Annotated in this window: 21 protein-coding genes; 11 read left to right on the top strand and 10 right to left on the bottom strand. The window is 61.7% G+C overall.

Translation table 11 applies throughout. The annotated features are described in order from the left end of the window. Nucleotides 1–2: 2 nt before the first annotated feature. Nucleotides 3–233 (bottom strand): hypothetical protein, encoded by a 231-nt coding sequence (locus PMI11_RS13125; RefSeq protein WP_007817645.1) that lies wholly within the window; start codon nt 231–233, stop codon nt 3–5. A gap of 135 nt (nt 234–368) precedes the next feature. Further along, nucleotides 369–542, bottom strand: a complete 174-nt coding sequence (locus PMI11_RS13120) for a hypothetical protein (RefSeq protein WP_244430566.1) — start codon at nt 540–542, stop codon at nt 369–371. Nucleotides 543–762: 220 nt separating this feature from the next. Between PMI11_RS13120 and PMI11_RS13115 the strand changes: the two genes are divergently transcribed. The 4 genes from PMI11_RS13115 to PMI11_RS13100 all read left to right on the top strand — a co-directional run bounded on the left by PMI11_RS13115 (nt 763) and on the right by PMI11_RS13100 (nt 5,043). After that, on the top strand, nt 763–963 hold the full coding sequence (locus PMI11_RS13115) for a hypothetical protein (protein WP_007817641.1): 201 nt from the start codon (nt 763–765) through the stop codon (nt 961–963). 668 nt (nt 964–1,631) lie between these two features. After that, nucleotides 1,632–1,895: a DUF982 domain-containing protein gene (locus tag PMI11_RS13110; protein WP_007817636.1), complete on the top strand. Its 264-nt coding sequence runs from the start codon at nt 1,632–1,634 to the stop codon at nt 1,893–1,895. Between the two features lie 122 nt (nt 1,896–2,017). Then, a complete protein-coding gene (locus PMI11_RS13105; RefSeq protein WP_007817634.1) occupies nt 2,018–3,154 on the top strand; it encodes a hypothetical protein in 1,137 nt (378 codons plus the stop codon). 404 nt (nt 3,155–3,558) lie between these two features. Further along, nucleotides 3,559–5,043 carry a DHA2 family efflux MFS transporter permease subunit gene (locus tag PMI11_RS13100; protein WP_007817632.1) on the top strand — a complete coding sequence of 495 codons (1,485 nt, stop codon included), beginning with the start codon at nt 3,559–3,561 and terminating at the stop codon, nt 5,041–5,043. 15 nt (nt 5,044–5,058) lie between these two features. Here PMI11_RS13100 and PMI11_RS13095 read toward each other — a convergent pair whose 3' ends face one another. Together PMI11_RS13095 and PMI11_RS13090 are read right to left on the bottom strand one after the other, a co-directional pair. Beyond that, on the bottom strand, nt 5,059–5,925 hold the full coding sequence (locus PMI11_RS13095) for an SDR family oxidoreductase (RefSeq protein ID WP_007817630.1): 867 nt from the start codon (nt 5,923–5,925) through the stop codon (nt 5,059–5,061). Nucleotides 5,926–6,002: 77 nt separating this feature from the next. Further along, entirely contained in the window at nt 6,003–6,659 is a 657-nt protein-coding gene (locus tag PMI11_RS13090; protein WP_007817629.1) for an O-methyltransferase, read from the bottom strand. A 91-nt stretch (nt 6,660–6,750) separates the two neighbouring features. Here PMI11_RS13090 and PMI11_RS13085 point away from each other — a divergent pair, with 91 nt between their 5' ends. After that, on the top strand, nt 6,751–7,377 hold the full coding sequence (locus tag PMI11_RS13085; protein ID WP_007817627.1) for a TetR family transcriptional regulator: 627 nt from the start codon (nt 6,751–6,753) through the stop codon (nt 7,375–7,377). A 21-nt stretch (nt 7,378–7,398) separates the two neighbouring features. Here PMI11_RS13085 and PMI11_RS13080 read toward each other — a convergent pair whose 3' ends face one another. Next, on the bottom strand, nt 7,399–8,157 hold the full coding sequence (locus tag PMI11_RS13080) for an alpha/beta hydrolase family protein (RefSeq protein WP_007817625.1): 759 nt from the start codon (nt 8,155–8,157) through the stop codon (nt 7,399–7,401). Between the two features lie 212 nt (nt 8,158–8,369). Here PMI11_RS13080 and PMI11_RS13075 point away from each other — a divergent pair, with 212 nt between their 5' ends. Then, nucleotides 8,370–9,020, top strand: coding sequence for a dihydrofolate reductase family protein (locus PMI11_RS13075; protein ID WP_007817622.1), 651 nt, complete (start codon nt 8,370–8,372; stop codon nt 9,018–9,020). Between the two features lie 136 nt (nt 9,021–9,156). Here PMI11_RS13075 and PMI11_RS13070 read toward each other — a convergent pair whose 3' ends face one another. Both PMI11_RS13070 and PMI11_RS13065 read right to left on the bottom strand, forming a co-directional pair. Further along, the gene (locus PMI11_RS13070) at nt 9,157–9,558 is read right to left on the bottom strand and encodes a VOC family protein (RefSeq protein WP_244430565.1); all 402 of its coding nucleotides are present in this window, start codon (nt 9,556–9,558) and stop codon (nt 9,157–9,159) included. Further along, nucleotides 9,536–10,249, bottom strand: coding sequence for an SDR family oxidoreductase (locus PMI11_RS13065; protein WP_007817619.1), 714 nt, complete (start codon nt 10,247–10,249; stop codon nt 9,536–9,538). Before PMI11_RS13065 ends, PMI11_RS13070 begins: the two co-directional genes overlap by 23 nt. An 85-nt stretch (nt 10,250–10,334) precedes the next feature. On the opposite strand from PMI11_RS13065, the gene PMI11_RS13060 reads away from it, so the two are divergent. The 3 genes from PMI11_RS13060 to PMI11_RS13050 all read left to right on the top strand — a co-directional run bounded on the left by PMI11_RS13060 (nt 10,335) and on the right by PMI11_RS13050 (nt 14,027). After that, complete coding sequence (locus PMI11_RS13060) at nt 10,335–11,276, top strand: LysR family transcriptional regulator (protein ID WP_244430564.1); 942 nt, start codon at nt 10,335–10,337, stop codon at nt 11,274–11,276. A gap of 190 nt (nt 11,277–11,466) precedes the next feature. After that, complete coding sequence (locus PMI11_RS13055) at nt 11,467–12,954, top strand: L,D-transpeptidase family protein (protein ID WP_007817615.1); 1,488 nt, start codon at nt 11,467–11,469, stop codon at nt 12,952–12,954. Between the two features lie 107 nt (nt 12,955–13,061). Continuing rightward, on the top strand, nt 13,062–14,027 hold the full coding sequence (locus PMI11_RS13050) for a DMT family transporter (protein WP_007817613.1): 966 nt from the start codon (nt 13,062–13,064) through the stop codon (nt 14,025–14,027). 25 nt (nt 14,028–14,052) lie between these two features. Here the strand turns inward: PMI11_RS13050 and PMI11_RS36160 are convergent, their stop codons facing one another. Together PMI11_RS36160 and PMI11_RS13040 are read right to left on the bottom strand one after the other, a co-directional pair. Further along, nucleotides 14,053–14,649 carry a hypothetical protein gene (locus PMI11_RS36160; RefSeq protein WP_007817612.1) on the bottom strand — a complete coding sequence of 199 codons (597 nt, stop codon included), beginning with the start codon at nt 14,647–14,649 and terminating at the stop codon, nt 14,053–14,055. 63 nt (nt 14,650–14,712) lie between these two features. After that, a complete protein-coding gene (locus PMI11_RS13040; protein ID WP_007817610.1) occupies nt 14,713–15,333 on the bottom strand; it encodes a TetR/AcrR family transcriptional regulator in 621 nt (206 codons plus the stop codon). 173 nt (nt 15,334–15,506) lie between these two features. Here PMI11_RS13040 and PMI11_RS13035 point away from each other — a divergent pair, with 173 nt between their 5' ends. After that, a complete protein-coding gene (locus PMI11_RS13035; RefSeq protein WP_007817608.1) occupies nt 15,507–16,538 on the top strand; it encodes an aldo/keto reductase in 1,032 nt (343 codons plus the stop codon). 26 nt (nt 16,539–16,564) lie between these two features. Here PMI11_RS13035 and PMI11_RS13030 read toward each other — a convergent pair whose 3' ends face one another. Continuing rightward, nucleotides 16,565–17,338 (bottom strand): gamma-glutamylcyclotransferase, encoded by a 774-nt coding sequence (locus PMI11_RS13030; RefSeq protein ID WP_007817606.1) that lies wholly within the window; start codon nt 17,336–17,338, stop codon nt 16,565–16,567. A 200-nt stretch (nt 17,339–17,538) separates the two neighbouring features. Between PMI11_RS13030 and PMI11_RS13025 the strand changes: the two genes are divergently transcribed. Continuing rightward, the coding region (locus PMI11_RS13025; RefSeq protein WP_007817604.1) for a phosphotransferase family protein at nt 17,539–18,075 on the top strand (537 nt) is incomplete at its 3' end.

Raw genomic sequence — 18,075 nt, 5'->3', positions numbered from 1 at the left:
CTCTAACGCGTCCGCTTGCCCGTCAGCGCCTGCCAGGCGAGCCTCAGCGTATCGAGGCGGGAGCGAATGCGCTCCTGTTGCGGGATGGCCAGCCGGTTGCGAAAGTCGGCAAGCGCCTGGGCTTCAAGCCTGCTTCCGAGTTTTTCCGGCAGATGCGGCACGGGTGCGCCCGTCAGCCGGTCGATGACAGTCCAGTCGTCATCGTTCCGGCGCTCGATGTCGTAACGGTTCATTGCGGTCAGGATATCTCTAAATTAGGGATGTGGATCACAAGAAAAGCGGCTTTCCCATCGACATGCAACCGGCAAAATGTGAGCGAACGTCAGAAAATACGTTCATGGTCAAAATTGCGTTGCCAAAGCCTGATGTCATACGTTGGGTTTCGCCGTTCTCGTCTTGCCGAGGCGCTTGCGCACCTTTGCCGGCCTGGCCTTCCATTCGGCCTCCGCATATTTCAAATCCATGCGAGGCAGGGGCTCGGCGTTGATCGTGGCGATCTCGGCCTCGAGCGTGGTCAGACCCACGATGATCTCGTCGAACATTTTTGCTTGCCCGTGCCTAGCTTCCATGCGCCCGTCCTCCCCTACGGTTCACTTCGCAGGCGCTACGGTAGCATCCGACAAAATGGCGGGCCAATCCCACATTGGAGCTAACCCGAATGAACCTCATTTACCGTCTTTTCGCCATCGTCGCGACATGCATTGATAGCAATACGGACTTAAGATGCTTTGAGCGTTGGGAAACCAATTCCTGGAGGATACCATGCACGAGATGACCCCATCGGAAATGCTGAGAGATCCGCTGATCCGCCAGATGCTTCGCGCCGACAAGATCAGCCTGGCATCCTTTGCGGCCCTGCTCGACGCTGCCGCCCGTCAGCACGTCCGTCCTGCAAATGACAGCGCCTTTGCGACGTCGAAGATGCCGGATACCTGGAGCGTCGATGCTGCGGCCTATATCTGATCGACCGTTTTTTGCCGATGCCCGTCCGACTCCGGGCACCCCTGAGACCCGCTCCCAAGTGAGCGGGTCCTTTTTATTTGCGAAGGCGCGCGCCTCGAAAGTCTCCTTGACGTCCGCCGATTTGTCTCGAACCCCTAGCGATGAAGGCGGCAGGCCCTCATGCACGCCTGCCGCCTCCCACCTCCGAGCGTCCGCCGCCAAGCGCTCCAGGAGGGAGGGCCACCATAGCCTGGCATTGTGGCCTTTCGGGCAGTTTGCCCGGAAGATATTCGCGGTGTCGTCTGGCGGTCACATCACCCATCTGGAGCAGGCCGATCGCTTTCGGGCATATGTCGTTGAAAGCGTTGGAGGAGATCGGGCCGCACCTGTGGATAAGCTGTGGAAACCCTGTGGATTGCAGGCCGCATGCCGGCGCAGACCGGCACCGGGCGTTGCCATTTCGTTCCAAATGCGGTCTTCTGAACTGGCCTGCCATCGGCCTCCGCCGCAACTGACGCCGATGCAGCCGCAGGGCGCTCCGACATCAGGTCGTAGAGCGCCCTTTCTTTTGCCCGCGGCAAATAAGTCACGTGCTCAACATTCACGCATTCCGCAATTCCGAATTTCATAATTCACGCGTATAGTGTGTTGGAGGGTCTCAATCTCCATGCCTTGAGGGGTCGAGGACAATGAACTGGAACACGTCATCGGCATTCGCGCCGGTCGGGCTGGTTTTGCGCGGTCGGGAAACGCACACTGTCGTGCGTACGCTCGGCGATGCCGCATACCTGCTGATCCGGGACTGGCCTTTCGATGATGGCGAGGAATATATGATCGCCGTCAAAGCCTGCATCGACGCCATCTGTGGAGACGTTGCCCCGGAACAATTCCGGGAAGCGTTTTTGCGCGCCGCCGACGAGGCGGGCATCGCCGCGCTGACCATTGTCCATTGATGGGCGTCTTTCGATAAGTTTCCATTGAGCCTGTGGCATAGGCTCCATTGATTTTCTCGGCAAAACCGTCATCTGCTGCCGGCGGCGCTATGGTGCGCGCAGGCTCGAAGACCCGAGAGGCAATGAAGACATCAGCAATTATCGGCGCAATCGCCTGCATGGCCTTCGCGGGGCCAACTGTTGCGCAGTCGAGTGTTACCGCCTCCCCGCCACGACCGGATTACGTCGCCGTCATGCAGGCACTCGACAAGGACGGCAAGAAAGTCGATCCGATCGTCACGATTGTCCATCACGACGGCATGTTTCTGAGCGAGACGCTGCGAGGTGGACGGGCCAGCATCGGCTTCGGACCGGATGAGACGAAGCCGGTCCTGCGCTGGAGCAGGCAGGCGGATGGTGAGATCACGTATCTCGAGCTTCTGCTTCGCGACCGCAAACCGGATGCCACGAAGACAGAAACGCCTCAACCACTCCAGGAAGTCTCGACCATTGCCGGCGAGCACTGCACATGGCTCCAAACGGCGAGCAAGCCGCCCGCACCCGGAACATTCATCGCCCGCGAGCAGAACTGCGCCACCAAGGACGGCATCGTCATCGAAACAAGGCTGCTGACCCCGAATGACGTGCCGCTCTACCACACCCGCCTTGCAAGGCTCGACCGCCGCCCCGTCACTCCCGCGGAGATCTATCCGCCATCGGAAATCCTGACTCCGGAATTCTGGCTCAAACCGATCCGCAGCGACAATACCGATCCCTCCCAGCCCGATTTCGACATCACGCTGGAGAGCATAGGCGGCTCAACCATGCGGTTGTTGCGCCATTATCCCTGGTACTATCGTGAACAGCGGGACCGCGGCGGCTCCGTCAGCATCAGGATCTGGAACAAGCGCGAAGATCAGGGCATCTCCTATCGGCAGGCAGGTGGCTATCGCAGGCTCACGGCCGGACGTCCGGCAGACGATGGCTCCCCGCCTTTGAAATTCGATGAGGCAACCGGCAAGACCTCGCTCGGCAGGAGCGAAACAATCCTCGGCGAGACCTGCGAATGGTTTGATCTGATGCCGGGAGTTCAGGACGCCGGAAACAGCCAGTGCCTCACAGGCGACGGGCTGCCGCTCAAGCTTGATATCAGCGGAATGAATCTGGCCTTCCCTTACACCGCCACATCATTCCGCCGCCGCCCTGTCGCTCTCTCGGAGATGCGCCTACCAGCCGAAGCCTTTTCGCTGGAAGAATGGGGGCTGCCGACGCTGCAGTGATGCGGGTTTCTTGGCATTTGCGCTGTACCGTGAATATTTTGTCTGTCATGCGCGTGACACCCCCCTCTGGCCTGCCGGCCATCTCCCCCACAAGGGTGGAGATCGGCAAGTGACCTGACCTTCGCACATCACTACGTCGTGCCGTTTGCAACGTTTCTTGTTTGGGGAAACCGGTGCGCCCAGCCAATCTCCCCACCTGTGGGGGAGATGGCCGGCAGGCCAGAGGGGGGTGTCACGCGGCATACCCTATCGAAAAGAGACACGGTCAGATTCCGCTAAAAATAGCCTTGCATCCGAGCGACAGCATAAAGACAGAGGAATTACGCGTACCCGGTGTCGCAATCAGCCCGGCACTTTCGTCTTAAGGCAGAACTCCTTCTTTCAGACATGGATATAGGAACGCCATGACCAGTGAACCCTTGCTCTCAGAGATCGAAGAACAGGCCGAACTGCCGGTCGAAGACCATAGTGCCCGCAACAGGCTGGTGATCGGCCTGCTGCTCGTCTCCGCCTTCGTGGTCATCCTCAACGAAACCATCATGGGTGTGGCGATCCCGCACCTGATGGCCGATCTGAAGATTCCGGCAAGCTCCGCCCAATGGCTGACCTCGGCCTTCATGCTGACCATGGCCACCGTCATCCCCGTGACAGGCTATCTCCTGCAGCGGCTGAACACGCGTCCGGTCTTCATCCTCGCCATGTCGCTCTTTTCCGCCGGCACGCTGGTCTCCGCGCTTGCCCCCGGCTTCCCCATGCTGGTCGTCGGCCGCATCGTCCAGGCCTCGGGCACCGCGATCATGATGCCGCTGCTGATGACCACGATCATGAACCTCGTGCCGCCGCATTCGCGCGGCAAGACGATGGGCAATATCTCGATCGTCATATCCGTGGCCCCCGCCATCGGCCCAACGATTTCGGGCCTCATTCTCTCCTCGCTCGACTGGCGCTGGCTCTTCCTGCTGGTGCTGCCGATCGCGCTTGCGGCTCTCGCGCTTGGCACCTCGAAAATCGAGAACGTCACCGTTCCGTCGAAGGCGCCGCTCGATGTTATCTCGGTCGTACTCTCGGCTATCGGCTTCGGCAGTTTCGTCTTCGGCATCAGCGAGCTCGGTGCGCCCGAGGCGGGTGCGACGCCGCTCGATCCCCGCGTCATGCTTGTTGCCGGTGCCGCCGTCATCGCCATCTTCATCTGGCGGCAGCTCTATCTCCAGAAGCAGGAACGGGCGCTTCTCGACCTGCGCACTTTGCAGACGAAGACCTTCACGATCGCCGCAGGCATGATGGCGATCCTGATGATGTCGATGTTCGGCGTCTTCATCCTGCTGCCGATCTATCTTCTGTCCGTGCTCGGCCAGACGACGCTCACGACCGGCCTGCTGCTTCTGCCCGGCGGCCTGATCATGGGCCTCTGTGCCCCCTTCGTCGGCAGGCTGTTCGACCGCTACGGCCCTGCCCGCCTGGTCATTCCCGGCGCACTCCTCTTCAGCTCCGTCATGTGGGGCCTGACCTTCCTCACCGTCACGACGCCGATCTGGGTCGTGCTCGGCTTGCACATCGTGATGAGTATCGGCCTTGCCCTGATGTTCACGCCGCTCTTCACCGTCAGCCTCGGCTCGCTGCCGCCGAAACTCTATTCCCATGGCAGCGCCATCATCGGCACCACCCAGCAGGTCGCCGGTGCCGCCGGCACCACGCTCTACGTCGCCATCATGACCTGGCGCGCCGGCATCCTGACTCAAGGGGAAGCAGATGCCGCAACGGCAACCGTCGGCGGCATGCAGTCCGCCTTCTTCGTCGGCGCGCTGATTTCGCTGGCGGCCGTCGTGGCATCCCTTTACGTGAGGCGCCCGCCCAACCAGCCTGACGGCCAGCCGATGGGCGGGCATTGACGGCTTCCGGCGAGCCTAGCGCGCATAATAGCCAGGCTGGTCGAGATCGTCGATGAGGCCCCGGCAGGTCGGCTGCCAGCCGAGCAGCCAGCGCGTATGGGCGCTGGAGGCTGCCATGTTCGTTGCCGCCATGGTGGCGAACCAGCCGAAATGTTCGCGAGGGCGAGGCTCCACCGGCAGTCCGAGCTGGCGTCCGATCACCTCGGCGATCTCTCGGAACGGCACCGCTTCGTCGGCGACAGCATGATAGGCGGCTTCGGTCACGCCGCTTTCGAGCGCCAGGCGGTAAAGGCGGGCCGCGTCCAGCCGGTGCACGCCCGACCAGCAGTTCGTCCCATCGTCAAGATAGGCGGATACGCCTGTCTCCCGGGCAATGCGCACGAGGATCGGGACGAAGCCGTAATCGCCGATGCCGTGCACGCTCGGGGCAAGCCGCATCGTCGCCGCACGGTTCCCTTGCCCGGCAAGCGCACGGGCGGCGGCTTCCGATTTGCGCGGTGACGCCGGGTTCGGCAGGTCCGCTTCCGTTGCCCCCCGCGGAAAGCCCAGCAGGCCCGATGTGACGATGAGCGGGCGATCCGACCCGGCAAGTGCATTCCCGAGTGCATGGATCGCACGCTCGTCCTGCGCCGCATTGTCGAGGAATTTCGAGAAGTCGTGGTTGAAGGCGGTATGGATCACCGCATCGGCCTTGGACGCGGCCTCGCCGAGAAGGTCGAGATCATCGAGCGATCCCGGAACGAGCTTTGCGCCGATGACCGCAATGGCCTTGGCTTTTGCGATCGAGCGGACCAGCCCGCTGACCTTGTGACCGGCGCGGATCAGTTCCTCGACGATGGCAGTGCCGACCCAGCCGGTCGCACCCGTTACGAATATGTGCATTGAAAATCTCCATGACGGGGCGCCCCATCGGGCAGCCCTGTTTGAGGTTAGGGTGGTTGTGCGGGAAATAGTCGAAGTCAGGCCACGCGCATCGACAGCTCGATGTCGTCGGCAAACGGCGTGGACATGTATCCGCCTGCGGCCGAACGGACATGGTCGAGATATTGGGGGCAGTAATCGGCATCGTCGGCAATGACGAGCGCGCCGGGCCGAAGCCGGCCTTCGACCAGCGCCAGCACCTCTGGATAGAGCGACTTGGCCCCGTCAAGCAGAAGCAGGTCGATACTATCAGGAAGATCGGTGCTCAATGTCTGGAGCGCATCGCCTTCGCGGATCTCGACGAGATCGGCAAGGCCGCCTTCGGTGAGGTTCTGGCGAGCCCGCGCAACCTTCGAAACCTCGAATTCGCTGCTGATCAGCCGCCCGCCACCATTGTCGCGAAGGGCAGCGGCAAGATAGAGCGTCGAAATGCCGAAGGACGTGCCGAATTCGACGATGGTCCTGGCATTGGTGCTGCGCGCCAGCATGTAGAGCAGCTCTCCGGTCTGGCGCGAAACGGGCAGCCACAGGTCTTTCAGGCATCCGTAGAAATCGAGATATTCGGTCTTGCTGTGCATGAGCCGTTCCCGCTCATCGCGGGAAAGTGCAGCCATGACCGGGCTGGTGGCCTTGGCGGCTTCGGCAAACAGTTGATCGAGAAGCGGCGCGAGCGGTGCGCCTGCGAGGGTGTTCATCAGAGAAATCCTTCATTTCGGATGGCTTGCTTTCGAAATGAAAATACGAATAATCCGTCGCATTCGCTAATCGCATTTGCGGAACGCCAATATGGCAGAACGTCCAAGCCACGGAATTTCTTCAAGAAAAGCGCCGAGACAAGCGCGCTCGAACGAACTCGTAAACGCCATTCTGCAAGCCGCTGTTCAGGTTTTGGCGCAGGAAGGCGCGCAGCGTTTCACGACCGCACGGGTTGCCGAAAGAGCCGGCGTCAGCGTCGGCTCGCTCTATCAATATTTCCCCAACAAGGCGGCCATCCTGTTCCGGCTGCAGAGCGACGAATGGCGGCAGACCTCGAATCTGCTGGGCGAAGTCCTTGGTGACGAGGCCCGCCCACCGCTCGACCGGCTGCGCTCCCTCGTCCACGCCTTCATTCGCTCCGAATGCGAGGAAGCCGCCGTCCGCGTCGCGCTGAACGACGCCGCCCCCCTCTATCGCGACGCCCCCGAAGCGCAGGAGGCACGCGGCGCCGCCGATGCCATTATCGATCAGTTCATGCGGGAAGCGCTGCCCGATGCCTCGGACGCAATCCGGACCATGGCCGGAGACCTGATCATGACGACGATGAGCACGGTCGGAAAGGAGTTTTCCGAGGCAGCGCATGATGAGAGCGAGATTTCGGCTTTCGCAGACGCGATGGCGGACATGTTCTGCGCCTACCTCCGCAGCCTTAGCTAACAGTTGGGGCCGCTCACCGGCCTAATGATACGTCACAACCGGATCGAACATTCTTTGCAGGAAGGAGCGCTGCGCCACCTGTGCATATTCCCGGGGAATGTTGTGCCCACATTCGAAGACGTGGAGCATGACCGACACTCCTGCGTCGGATAGCGCATCCGAGAACAGCTCGGCTTGGGCAACGGGAGCACGCTCATCGAGCCTTCCGTGCAACAGCAAGGTTTCCGCACGGATTTTCGGTGCGTGATTCAGGGCCGAGCGGGCCAGGAAGGCTTCGTTCGACAGACCGGCTTCCTGCTCGATCGCCCACCGCAAGCCTTTCGAACTGGCCTCGTAGGCAGCCTTGAGGTCGTAGACCCCGCTACGCAGGATAACCGCTCTGAGATCGGAAGCCTGGGCTGCGACCATGGCCGAGGCGACCGCTCCCCGGCTGTTGCCGTAGAGAACGATACGATCAGGATCGACGCAAGGCTGTTCCCGCAGGAAGGAGAGCGCGGCCAGGATCGCCCGCTGGGTGTTCGGGCCGCAGAAATCGGCCGGTCCATCCGAAGCCCCGAATCCCGGCTGCGAGACCGCCGCCGCGGTGATATTCAAACGGGAACAGAAGCGAAGCAGCGTGCCGGTATCGACGGCCTCTTTCGCGCCGATGAGGCGGCCGCCCTGATTTCCGTGGACGAACAGGATAGCGCCCGCAGGCGCTTGGCTCTCGGGCTGAGCTTGAAAAAGCTCTACACTTGCCCCGTCACCCCTATCGATGAGGTGGCGTGTCACATCAGGCATTTTCACCCTCGTATTCACGTCCAATGGTCAGACAAGACAGGAGGCAGACCTCACCACCGAGGCCGCCGGCCGCTCCGCCCGGCGAAACTCGCATATGCGGACCGGCAAGTCTCCCATAAATTTCCCCGGGATTTGTCGGCATGCTGTCGCGTGCTTCGTCCTCAGGCCGAGATCCGGCCTAATGGCGCGGATCACCAAGAGGAGAGACCCCCATGAGAAAGATCATCGCCTCCACATTCGTCAGCCTCGACGGCGTGATGCAGGCACCAGGCGGCCCTGACGAGGACCCTGTCAACGGTTTCAGGTTTGGTGGCTGGGTATTCCCCTATGCTGACGACACGATGGGATCGGTGATCGGCGAGCTCTTCGCAAAGCCCTTTGCCCTGCTGCTCGGCCGCAGGACCTACGACATCTTCGCCGCCTACTGGCCCTATCAGGACGACGACATCGCCAAGGCCTTCAATCCCGCGGTGAAATATGTCGCGACGCATCGGCCTGAAACCCTGACCTGGCAGAATTCGCAATCGCTTGGACCGGACATCGTCGCGGCACTACGCAAGATCAAACAGGAGGACGGGCCGGACCTGCTCATCCAAGGGTCGGGCAATCTCATCCAGACCCTGCTTGCCAACGAGCTGATCGACGAAATGACCGTGCTGACCTTCCCGCTGCTTCTCGGCAAGGGCAAGCGGTTGTTCGAGGGCGACGCGGCGCCGGGCGCCCTCAAGCTCACGAGATCGGTGGTATCGAGCACCGGCATCGTCGTCGCGACCTATGAGCGGGACGGCGCGGTCCGGACCGGCTCATTCGTGTCAGATCAACCGTCCGAGGCCGAGCTCGAACGCCGCCGGACCTGGCGGTAGCCGTGCTGCCAGCGGCAGGACAAAACGCTGGAGGTGACGGGGTCAGGTCCACACCAGCGTCGTGACCGCCAGCAGGCGCTCTGCCGATGACAGTCATTCGCGCACGACGCATTGTCCTCGATGGGCCCTGTGTTGTTCAATCAGATGTCCCACCTTCTCGAAAAACGAGTTCCAGCAGAATGCCGCCAGGTGTGCGCACGAAGAGACGCCGTTCGCCGAGTTCGGCGAGATCCATGGTGGAATAGGGAATTTCGTTCCTGTCGAGCTTCTGCCGAAAGGCCTCATAACCTTCGAGGCGGAAGCCGATATGGTCGATCGTCTCTGCGTCCCGGCCGACGGCCCTGCCGCCGCCGGGAATGAGGTGAACGATCGGCCCATCACCACTGTAGAGCCAGTAGCCGGCAAAGCCGAAATCCGGACGGTAGCCGACCGTCAGCCCCAGCAGATCCTGCAGGAACTGCCTTGTCCCTTCCAGATCCGCCGTGCGTAACGTCACATGGTCGAGCAGCATGGCATCACCCGATCGCCCCGCCGCCATCGACACGCACCGTCGAGCCGGTGGCAAAGGGCGTCACCATCAGGAAGAGCACAGCATTGGCAATATCGGAGGGCTGTCCGACCGTCTTTGCCGGCAGGCTGCCAGCGACGCGCTCGAACATCGCATTGCGGTTGCTCTCATCCATCTTCGACCAGAGCGGCGTGTCGATCATTCCAGGAGAAACCGCATTGACCCTGATCGGTGACAATTCCAGCGCCAGCCCCCGCGCCAGCGATTCCAGCGCCGCATTGATCGCGCCCTGCAGCACAGACGAAGCAGACGGGCGCTCGCTGAGGAAGCCGGAAATGAAGGTTAGCGTGCCGCGCTCGGCAAGGCGGGCAGCGCGTGCAACGCGATAGGCGCCCCAGAACTTGCTGTCCATGGCGCGGGCAGCATCATCGAGCGGCAGCTTGCGTACCGGCCCACTCGCCGTCTGGGCAGCGGAGATGACGATATGGTCCCATGCCTCACGGTTGGCGAAGAAAGCCTCGACGCTGGCATTGTCACCCGTATCGAGCACCGCCGTCTCGACCTTTCCGGCGATCGATCGCGCGGCTTCCTTAAGCTTGTCGGCAGAACGCGAGGCAATGGTCACCTCAGCTCCCGCAGCGGCAGCCTGTTGCGCAACGGCAAGACCGATACCGGAGCTTCCACCGACGACGAGAACGCGTTGTTTGGCCAGGGATATCATCTGCTCTCTCCAGTTTGCGGCGATCCCGCCGTGGTTTCGATGAGGAGAAGCTAGCGCGACAACGCTCTTGCCGGAATAGGCGTTGTTGTCGACTATCTCTTGCGGTATCAGCAAGAATATGAGCGACAATTTCCTCGACATGCTCGTCTTCGTGCGCGTGGTTCAGGCCGGCAGCCTCTCGGGTGCGGCCCGCGAACTGAACTTCTCGCTGACCGTCGTCAGCCGCAAACTGTCACGACTGGAGGAGAGGCTGGGCGTCCGCCTCGTCAACAGAACGACGCGCTCCCTGTCTCTTACCGAAGAAGGCGCGCGCTTCTACGAACGCTGCACAAAAATCCTCACCGAGATCGACGATGCCGAAACCGAGGCGACGAGCGGCAGGGATACGGCAAGCGGTCTTTTGAAAGTAACCGCCACCTATGCCTTCGGCCGCCGCTGGCTGGCGCCGATCCTGCATGAATTCCAGCAGGCCCATCCCGATCTTACCGTCCATCTCGATACCGAGGATGGCCTGGTGAACATCGTCGAGGCCGGCTACGATCTCGCGGTTCGTTTCGGCGCACTGTCCGATTCCAGCCTGATCGCCCGGCAGATCGCCCCCAACCGTCGTGTCATCTGCGCTTCCCCTGCCTATCTCGATCGACGCGGCCGCCCCGAGGTGATCGACGATCTGCTCGCCCACGACGTCATCGCCTTCGGAGACCCGCCCAACACGCACTGGACCTTCGCGGATGGGCGCAGCGCCAATGTCACAGCCAAGCTCACGACCAACAATGGCGAACTCGCCCATCGCTGGGCGCTTCTCGGTGCCGGGCTTGTGCTGAAGTCGATCTGGGATATCAAGGACGATATCGACAGCGGCGCGCTGGAGGTTGTTCTGCCGGGCGCAAAGCTGGCCGCAGCCCCGATCCACGTCGTCTTCCCTCACAGCCGGTTGGCCGCAGCCAAAGTCCGCCTCTGCATCGATTTCCTGTCGCAGCGGCTGCGCAAGGCATCGCCGGCAGAAGTGTCGACGGATCACGGCTGATCTGTCGAAAAAGTGATTTCGTTCCAACCACTTCTGCCTTAAGTGGGCTTGCCAGACACAGGGAATGCCCATCTTCTGCCCGATTGTTGGCGCTTTAGTCAGCCAATGCCCCCACACAGACTGCCCGCACGCGCTGGCCCCAAGACTGCGCGGCGAGACAGTGTTTAAATCAGGTTTCAAGGACGCCAGAATGCCGCTGAAAACATCTTCCCGCTGGATTGCACCGCTCGCCGGTCTGCTGGCGCTCTCGGGAAGTGCAATTGCCGTGCGCGCCGAGCCGCTGCCGGCGCCGCCCGTCACGCAGGCCAGCCCGAGGCCCAACTATACGGTTCCGGCCCGCCGCCCCGCGCATATCGTCCGGCAGGATACGGGCGCGTCGCTGTCGGCGCTCTTTGATTCAGTCAGCGGCAATCAGGCCAAGGTGCTGAATGAAATGGGCGGTCTGACTGTTTCGATGAATAACGACATCGCCGATGCGGTCGAGGCCTATTACGCCCAGCCGAAGGCAAAGCTCATCTGGGTCGACGGCAAGGGACCGACCCCCAAAGCCGCACAGGCCCTGAGCCTTCTGAAACAGGCCGACGACTGGGGATTGAATGCCGGCGACTATGCCGTTGCCCCGCCTCAAGGATCGGATCGCGCGAGAGCACTGGCCGAGTTCGAAGCCTCCCTCTCAGCCAAGATGCTGATGTTCCTGCAGGATAATTTCCGCGGTCGCATCGATCCCAACAAGCTGTCCAACTATTATGATTTCAAGCGCAAGCCGGTCGATCTGAAGGGCACGATCGCCCAGCTCTCGGCCACGCCTGATCTGATGGTGGTCTTCGACCGCCTGCTGCCGAGCAACCCGAAGTTTGCCCAGCTCGCGGCCGAACTGCACTACCTGCGCACATCAGGCCAGGGCGGCGATAGCGCCGCCAACATCAACAAGGTGATCGTGGCTATGGAGGAAATGCGCTGGCTGCCGCAGGAATTTCCCGAGCGCTACGTCTTCATCAACCAGCCGGCCTACATGGCCTACTATTATGAAAACAGCACGCTGACGCTGTCGATGAAGGCGGTGATCGGCCAGCAGGACCACCAGACGAATTTCTTCGACGCCTCGATCAAGACGGTGGAATTCAACCCTGACTGGGGCGTGCCGCAATCGATCATCCGCAACGAGATGCTGCCGCACCTGAAGCGCGATCCTGCCTATCTGGACAAGGAAGGCTACGTGGTTTCGGTTAAGGGCAAGACCATGCCGTCAGCCAAGGTCGACTGGTCGCAGCCGCTCGAAAATATCGGCGTCGTCCAGCCGCCGGGTGCTGACAATGCGCTCGGCCAGCTGAAGATCCTCTTCCCGAATTCGCACGATATCTACATGCACGACACCCCGGCACGCGGTAAATTCGCCTCGCAGGACCGCATGTTCAGCCATGGATGCGTGCGCCTGGAAAACCCGAAGGCGATGGCTGCCGCTGTCCTCAAAACCTCGGTCGAGTTCGTCGATCAGCAGATCGCGGCCGGCGGCAAGCAGGACATGCCGGTTCCCGAAGCGGTTCCCGTTTACGTTTCCTATTTCACCGCCTGGCCGACGGATGACGGCGTTATCCACTATTTCGACGATATCTATGGCCGCGACGCCCAGACCTTGTCGGCGATTTCGGCCACGACCGCGAGCCGCGCGCAGTCCTAGACAGAGAGGACACTCAAGGCTTGAGCCACCCAGCCGCCTGCGCACAGGCGGCGAAGCCGCACCACCCTCACCTGTGCAGCGCCCGTCAACTGTGGCATAACTAGCCAATGGCGATCCATGTCTTGGCGGTCAATCATGATACTGTCGGGACGGAACAGGCGGCAGGCGGTTCGCTTGCAGGAGCCTATTCCGTGGGCGTCCTCTGCTGGCTCTTGTCAGCCGGCGTCTACATCGCAGCCAAATGGGTCTCCGCCGAAATGCCGCCCTGGGCGCTCTGCTTCTGGCGCGTGCTGATCGCCTTCGCGATCCTGCTGCCGATCGTCCGCCACCATTTCGGCGAGATGCTCGCGCTGATGCGGGCGCGCGGCCTGGAACTGCTTTTCATCGGCGGCGTGGGCTTGGCCATTTGTCAGGGCCTGATCTTCGTCGGTCTCGAACATGCCGATGCCACCACGGCCGGCATCATCATCGCGCTGATCCCGATCATCACCATGATCCTCGCCCGCCTGATGCTGGCAGAGCCGATGGGAAGCTGGCAGGTGGCCGGATCGGCCCTCGCCTTCCTCGGCATCCTCCTCATCATCGTCAAGGGCAGCCCGGACGCACTGCTGCGCCTCGACTTCAATCCCGGCGAGCTCTGGATCGTCGGAGGCGCCTTCTGCTTCAGCCTTTACACGGTGCTGCTGCGGAGGGCGAAATTTGATCTGAACCGCCTTGCGCTTCTCGTCCTGCTACTCGGCGCAGCCGCGCTGACGGCGCTGCCCTTCTATCTCTACGAGCTGGCCTCCGACGAACGCACGACGTTGAATACGAGCGGCCTCATCGCGCTCGCCTATGTGGCGATCCCCGGCGGCGCGCTCATGTATTATCTCTTCAATCGCAGCATCGAGGCGCTGGGGGCAGCCCGCGCCGGCGTGCTCCTCTATATCCAGACGATCTTCATCGCCGTGCTCGCCTATTTCATTCTCGGCGAGAAATTGCAGACTTATCACCTCGAAGGTGCGGCCCTCATCATCGCCGGGCTGCTGCTCATCATCCTGCTGAAGCCGAAGGCGAAGACCGTGGTGGCGTGAGGTCGAGCGCGGCGGTAGTCAGCCGCTAATAGGTGTCCCGTCTGTAAAAATGACCGTAAAGATGCTTTTGATCTGAATCCGATGGCGCAGCATCCGCTACATCGCTTTCATCGTAGATCAAGGTGACGAGGTGATTGATGCTTGCTCCGGTGATGCCGGTTGACACGTCCCGCTCCTCAATGATCGCAAACCTCGGGCTGTTTTCGGCGGCGTTGTTTGCGGCAACGACAGCTTCAAATCGCGACTCGTTGATGAGCACATACCAAAACCAAGGATCGAAAATCGGCACGACCATCGTCGCCCACAAGCAACCGTAGACAAGCGTTATGGCAGCGATGTTACTTGCGGCTAAACGAAAACGTCGACGAAACGACGCAATTATCGCGCTCACAAACCAGATAAAAACCGAGAAAAAGGTAACCAGAAACAGCAGCAGAAAACCGGGGAAGTCGAACACATTCCGCAACTGACGACTGAGAACACTTCCGCCTATCGGCCAGAAGTCGAGGATGCGAAGATAAACCCCGCATGCAGTGCCAAGGAGGCAAGCCGCCACCACACGATGGATATACCATGTGTCCTTATGCAAACCTGAAACGGTCGATACATTATCTGTCATCATCGAAATAGTATCCGATGGAAGCGGTAAACGACGTCGCAACCCGTTCTAACCACAGCTCGGACCTCAGCCCTTCACGCCCGCCCCATAACGGAGCCCGTCCACCAGCAGCGCGATCATCCGACGCGTTGCCGCCGGATCATCCCCCTGCCCGAGATTGGAAAGCTGCGCGCCGGCGCGCAGGAGTTCGTTCGCCTCGACATCGCCGCGCGCAGCTCCCGCAGCAACAGCTCTGTCCAGCAGGCCCTGCAGGGCCGGGATCATATGTTTCTCGAAATAAAGCGGGAGCGCCTGATAGGCCGGGTCGCCGGAATGCAGCGCTGCGGCAAGGCCGCGCTTTGCCATGATGAAATCTGCGAAGCGCTGCATCCAGCGGGAGAGCGCCTCCCCCGGCTCATGCTCGGCGGCGAGCGACACCGCCGCATCGGCGCAGGCATCCACCTCGTTGCGCACCACCGCCTTGATGAGATCGGAGCGCTGCGGAAAATGGCGATAGACCGTGCCGACGCCGACACCCGCTTTTTCCGCGATCTCGCGCACCGGTGCATCCACGCCCGAGGTGGCAAACACATCCAGTGCCGCTTTCAGCAGCAGATCGAGGTTGCGCCGCGCATCCGCTCGCACCGGCCTGTCATGGCCGCTATCAGCCTCACGCGCCTCGCCCGGGCTGTCCGTCCCGTCAGTCACATCAACACCCCTTGCAAAACGGAACATTGTTCCGTATAAACGGAACCGCGTTCCGGATGCGCCCTTATACCCTGTTCGGCGCGGCTTTGCCAGATGCAGGGCCCGCCACCGGGGCTTTTGCCAGATTGAAAAACCTGCCCTTGCGGGCAGTTCAGGATTCAAAGGAAACGAAGATGCAATACCGTCCCCTTGGCCGCACCGGCATCAAGGTCAGCCCCTATTGCCTTGGCGCCATGATGTTCGGCGCCATCGGCAATGCCGATCATGACGACTCCATCCGCATCATCCACAAGGCACTCGATACCGGCATCAACTTCATCGACACCGCCGACATGTACAGCCACGGTGAATCCGAGGAGATCGTCGGCAAGGCACTGAAGGGCCGGCGTGACAATGTGGTTCTCGCCACCAAATGCTTCATCCCGATGGGCCAGGATCCGAACCAGCAGGGCAGCTCGCGCCGCTGGATCTATCGCGCCGTGGAAGATTCGCTGCGCCGCCTGCAGACCGATTATATCGATCTCTTCCAGATGCATCGCCCCGCCCCGGACACCGATATCGAGGAAACGCTCTCGGCGCTGACCGACCTGATGCGCGCAGGCAAGATCCGCGCCATCGGCTCCTCCACCTTCCCCGCCTCCGATATCATCGAGGCGCAATGGGTGGCCGAAAAGCGCGGCCTCCCCCGCTTCCGCACCGAGCAGCCGCCCTACTCTATCCTCCATCGCGGCATCGAACGCGAAGTCCTGCCGACTTTGGAACGCTACGGCATGGGTGCCCTTGTCTGGAGCCCGCTCGCCATGGGCATGCTGACCGGCCGCTATCGCCGGGGTATCGCCCAGCCCGACAGCAGCCGCGTTGCCTATTTCCCGAAGCAGATGTCGAACGAGAACAGCCTCGATGCCGTCGAGCAGCTCATTCCGCTCGCTGAAGGTGCCGGCATTTCGCTCACCCACATGGCGCTTGCCTTCGTCATCGCCCATCCGGGTGTCACTTCGGCGATCCTTGGGCCGCGCACCATGGAACAGCTCGATGATCTTCTGGCCGGCGCGCAGGTGCGTCTGAGCGACGAAATCCTCGATGCCATCGACGCCATCGTACCACCAGGCACCGAAACCGGTCCGCTGGAAGCCAACTACAAGACCCCGGCGATCCAGACCGCGAGCTTGCGCCGCCGTCCGCCCGCCGAACGCGCCGCCGGCTGATCGGCAAAACCGCGTCGAAGGCTCCGCTATTCCAGCGGAGCCTTCGACACAACAGCGGATCGAAATTCCTCGACAGGCAATTGCTGTAGCCTGCGTTGCGCCTCTTCCACCTCGACGGCAAGCTCTTCCAAGAGCTCGTCCCACATATCGAGCGCCCGCAGCCCGTCACGCGTGCGGAACAGATAGTCGGCCGAGCTGCCGATGCTACCTGCGGCCGTCGCAAGCCGCTGAACGGTCGCCTCCCTGGAAAGCCCGCCAGCATAAGTGTTTGCCTGCGGGTTCATGGTGAAAGCGATGCCGCTTCCAAAACGGGCGCCCTCTTCATCAAGCAGATCGACCCAGCGCGGAATATAGGCCTCGGCCACCATTTCCCGCCGCCACAACAGCTCGAGTTCGTGCACGACATCGTCTTCTTCCAGACGCAAAGCCACGCCGTCGCAGGCGCCGCCCGCATCCAGCCCGAGCACGAGGCCGGGATTGTCGGGCGAGCCGCGCCCGGAGACGGTGGCAAGACAGAAGGACCGGCGCCAACCCTCGATGCGGGCTTTCCGGCTTTCGACGCTCAGAATGATCGGATTCCAGATCAGCGAGCCATAGGCGAAAATCCAGACATCGCCCTCCGGCCGCGCAGCAAGCATCGATGCGAGCGATGCCCGCCGCTCCTCGTCGCTCAAAAGCCGGAGCGACGGCGCCTCCCCGGCAATCAGGTCAGCGAAAGTACCGCTTAGCAGCAGTTCGCGCGACAGGATTTCCTCGCCGCAGCAGGCGACTGCTTCCGAACGTTTATTGTTGATGGTCATAACACCCCCAATGACAGGCCATGGATATCAGGATGGCCCTATTTCGCGGCCATCATCCACGCCTAGCGCGTCGGATAAAGCCTGCCAGCACAGACACAGTGTCTCCACAGCCGCAACAATCGATCCTCTTGCCTCCCCTTCCCGCCACAAAGATCAGCACCACATCGCTCTGGAATACACGCAATGAACGGGAGCCCGACATGAGCGAAATCGGCCGTCTGCTCGGCGCCGGCAAGGAAGCGGAAGTCTTTGAGCATGGCACGCTGGCGCTGAAGCTCTACCGGACCGGCCGCCCGAAAGCCCCGGCCTTCCGCGAGGCTGCCAATCTGGCGATCGCGGAAAAGCTTTCACTGCCAGCACCCAGGATCCACGTCGTCGGCGATTATCACGGCCGCTGGGGACTGCTTATGGATCGCGCGCCGGACTTCAGCTTTGCCGACGAGATGACGCCGGAGCCGCCGCTCTCTGCCATTAAGGACATGGCAGAGCTTCAACTGCGCCTGCACCACGAGCCCGGCACCGGCCTCCCTTCCCTGAAAGCAAGGCTGTCGGCCAATATCGAGCATACGGAGGATCTGCCGCACGGCTTGCGCGAACGTCTGCTTTTCGCGCTCGACGCTCTCCCCGATGAGGACAAGGTCTGCCATGGCGACTTCCACCCCTGGAACATCCTGGGTTCCGGCCCCGACGTCATGATCATCGACTGGCTGGACGCCTGCAGCGGCAGCCCGGCCGCC

It is taken from the genome of Rhizobium sp. CF142 (genome assembly GCF_000281145.1).
Taxonomy (GTDB): Bacteria; Pseudomonadota; Alphaproteobacteria; order Rhizobiales; family Rhizobiaceae; genus Rhizobium.
This window is presented reverse-complemented; position numbering and strand designations above follow the sequence as displayed.

Coding starts and splice junctions, on each gene's coding strand:
- PMI11_RS13125 (WP_007817645.1), bottom strand. CDS start 233: ATGAACCGTTACGACATCGAGCGCCGGAACGATGACGACTGGACTGTC.
- PMI11_RS13120 (WP_244430566.1), bottom strand. CDS start 542: ATGTTCGACGAGATCATCGTGGGTCTGACCACGCTCGAGGCCGAGATC.
- PMI11_RS13115 (WP_007817641.1), top strand. CDS start 763: ATGCACGAGATGACCCCATCGGAAATGCTGAGAGATCCGCTGATCCGC.
- PMI11_RS13110 (WP_007817636.1), top strand. CDS start 1,632: ATGAACTGGAACACGTCATCGGCATTCGCGCCGGTCGGGCTGGTTTTG.
- PMI11_RS13105 (WP_007817634.1), top strand. CDS start 2,018: ATGAAGACATCAGCAATTATCGGCGCAATCGCCTGCATGGCCTTCGCG.
- PMI11_RS13100 (WP_007817632.1), top strand. CDS start 3,559: ATGACCAGTGAACCCTTGCTCTCAGAGATCGAAGAACAGGCCGAACTG.
- PMI11_RS13095 (WP_007817630.1), bottom strand. CDS start 5,925: ATGCACATATTCGTAACGGGTGCGACCGGCTGGGTCGGCACTGCCATC.
- PMI11_RS13090 (WP_007817629.1), bottom strand. CDS start 6,659: ATGAACACCCTCGCAGGCGCACCGCTCGCGCCGCTTCTCGATCAACTG.
- PMI11_RS13085 (WP_007817627.1), top strand. CDS start 6,751: ATGGCAGAACGTCCAAGCCACGGAATTTCTTCAAGAAAAGCGCCGAGA.
- PMI11_RS13080 (WP_007817625.1), bottom strand. CDS start 8,157: ATGCCTGATGTGACACGCCACCTCATCGATAGGGGTGACGGGGCAAGT.
- PMI11_RS13075 (WP_007817622.1), top strand. CDS start 8,370: ATGAGAAAGATCATCGCCTCCACATTCGTCAGCCTCGACGGCGTGATG.
- PMI11_RS13070 (WP_244430565.1), bottom strand. CDS start 9,558: ATGGCGGCGGGGCGATCGGGTGATGCCATGCTGCTCGACCATGTGACG.
- PMI11_RS13065 (WP_007817619.1), bottom strand. CDS start 10,249: ATGATATCCCTGGCCAAACAACGCGTTCTCGTCGTCGGTGGAAGCTCC.
- PMI11_RS13055 (WP_007817615.1), top strand. CDS start 11,467: ATGCCGCTGAAAACATCTTCCCGCTGGATTGCACCGCTCGCCGGTCTG.
- PMI11_RS13050 (WP_007817613.1), top strand. CDS start 13,062: ATGGCGATCCATGTCTTGGCGGTCAATCATGATACTGTCGGGACGGAA.
- PMI11_RS36160 (WP_007817612.1), bottom strand. CDS start 14,649: ATGATGACAGATAATGTATCGACCGTTTCAGGTTTGCATAAGGACACA.
- PMI11_RS13035 (WP_007817608.1), top strand. CDS start 15,507: ATGCAATACCGTCCCCTTGGCCGCACCGGCATCAAGGTCAGCCCCTAT.
- PMI11_RS13030 (WP_007817606.1), bottom strand. CDS start 17,338: ATGACCATCAACAATAAACGTTCGGAAGCAGTCGCCTGCTGCGGCGAG.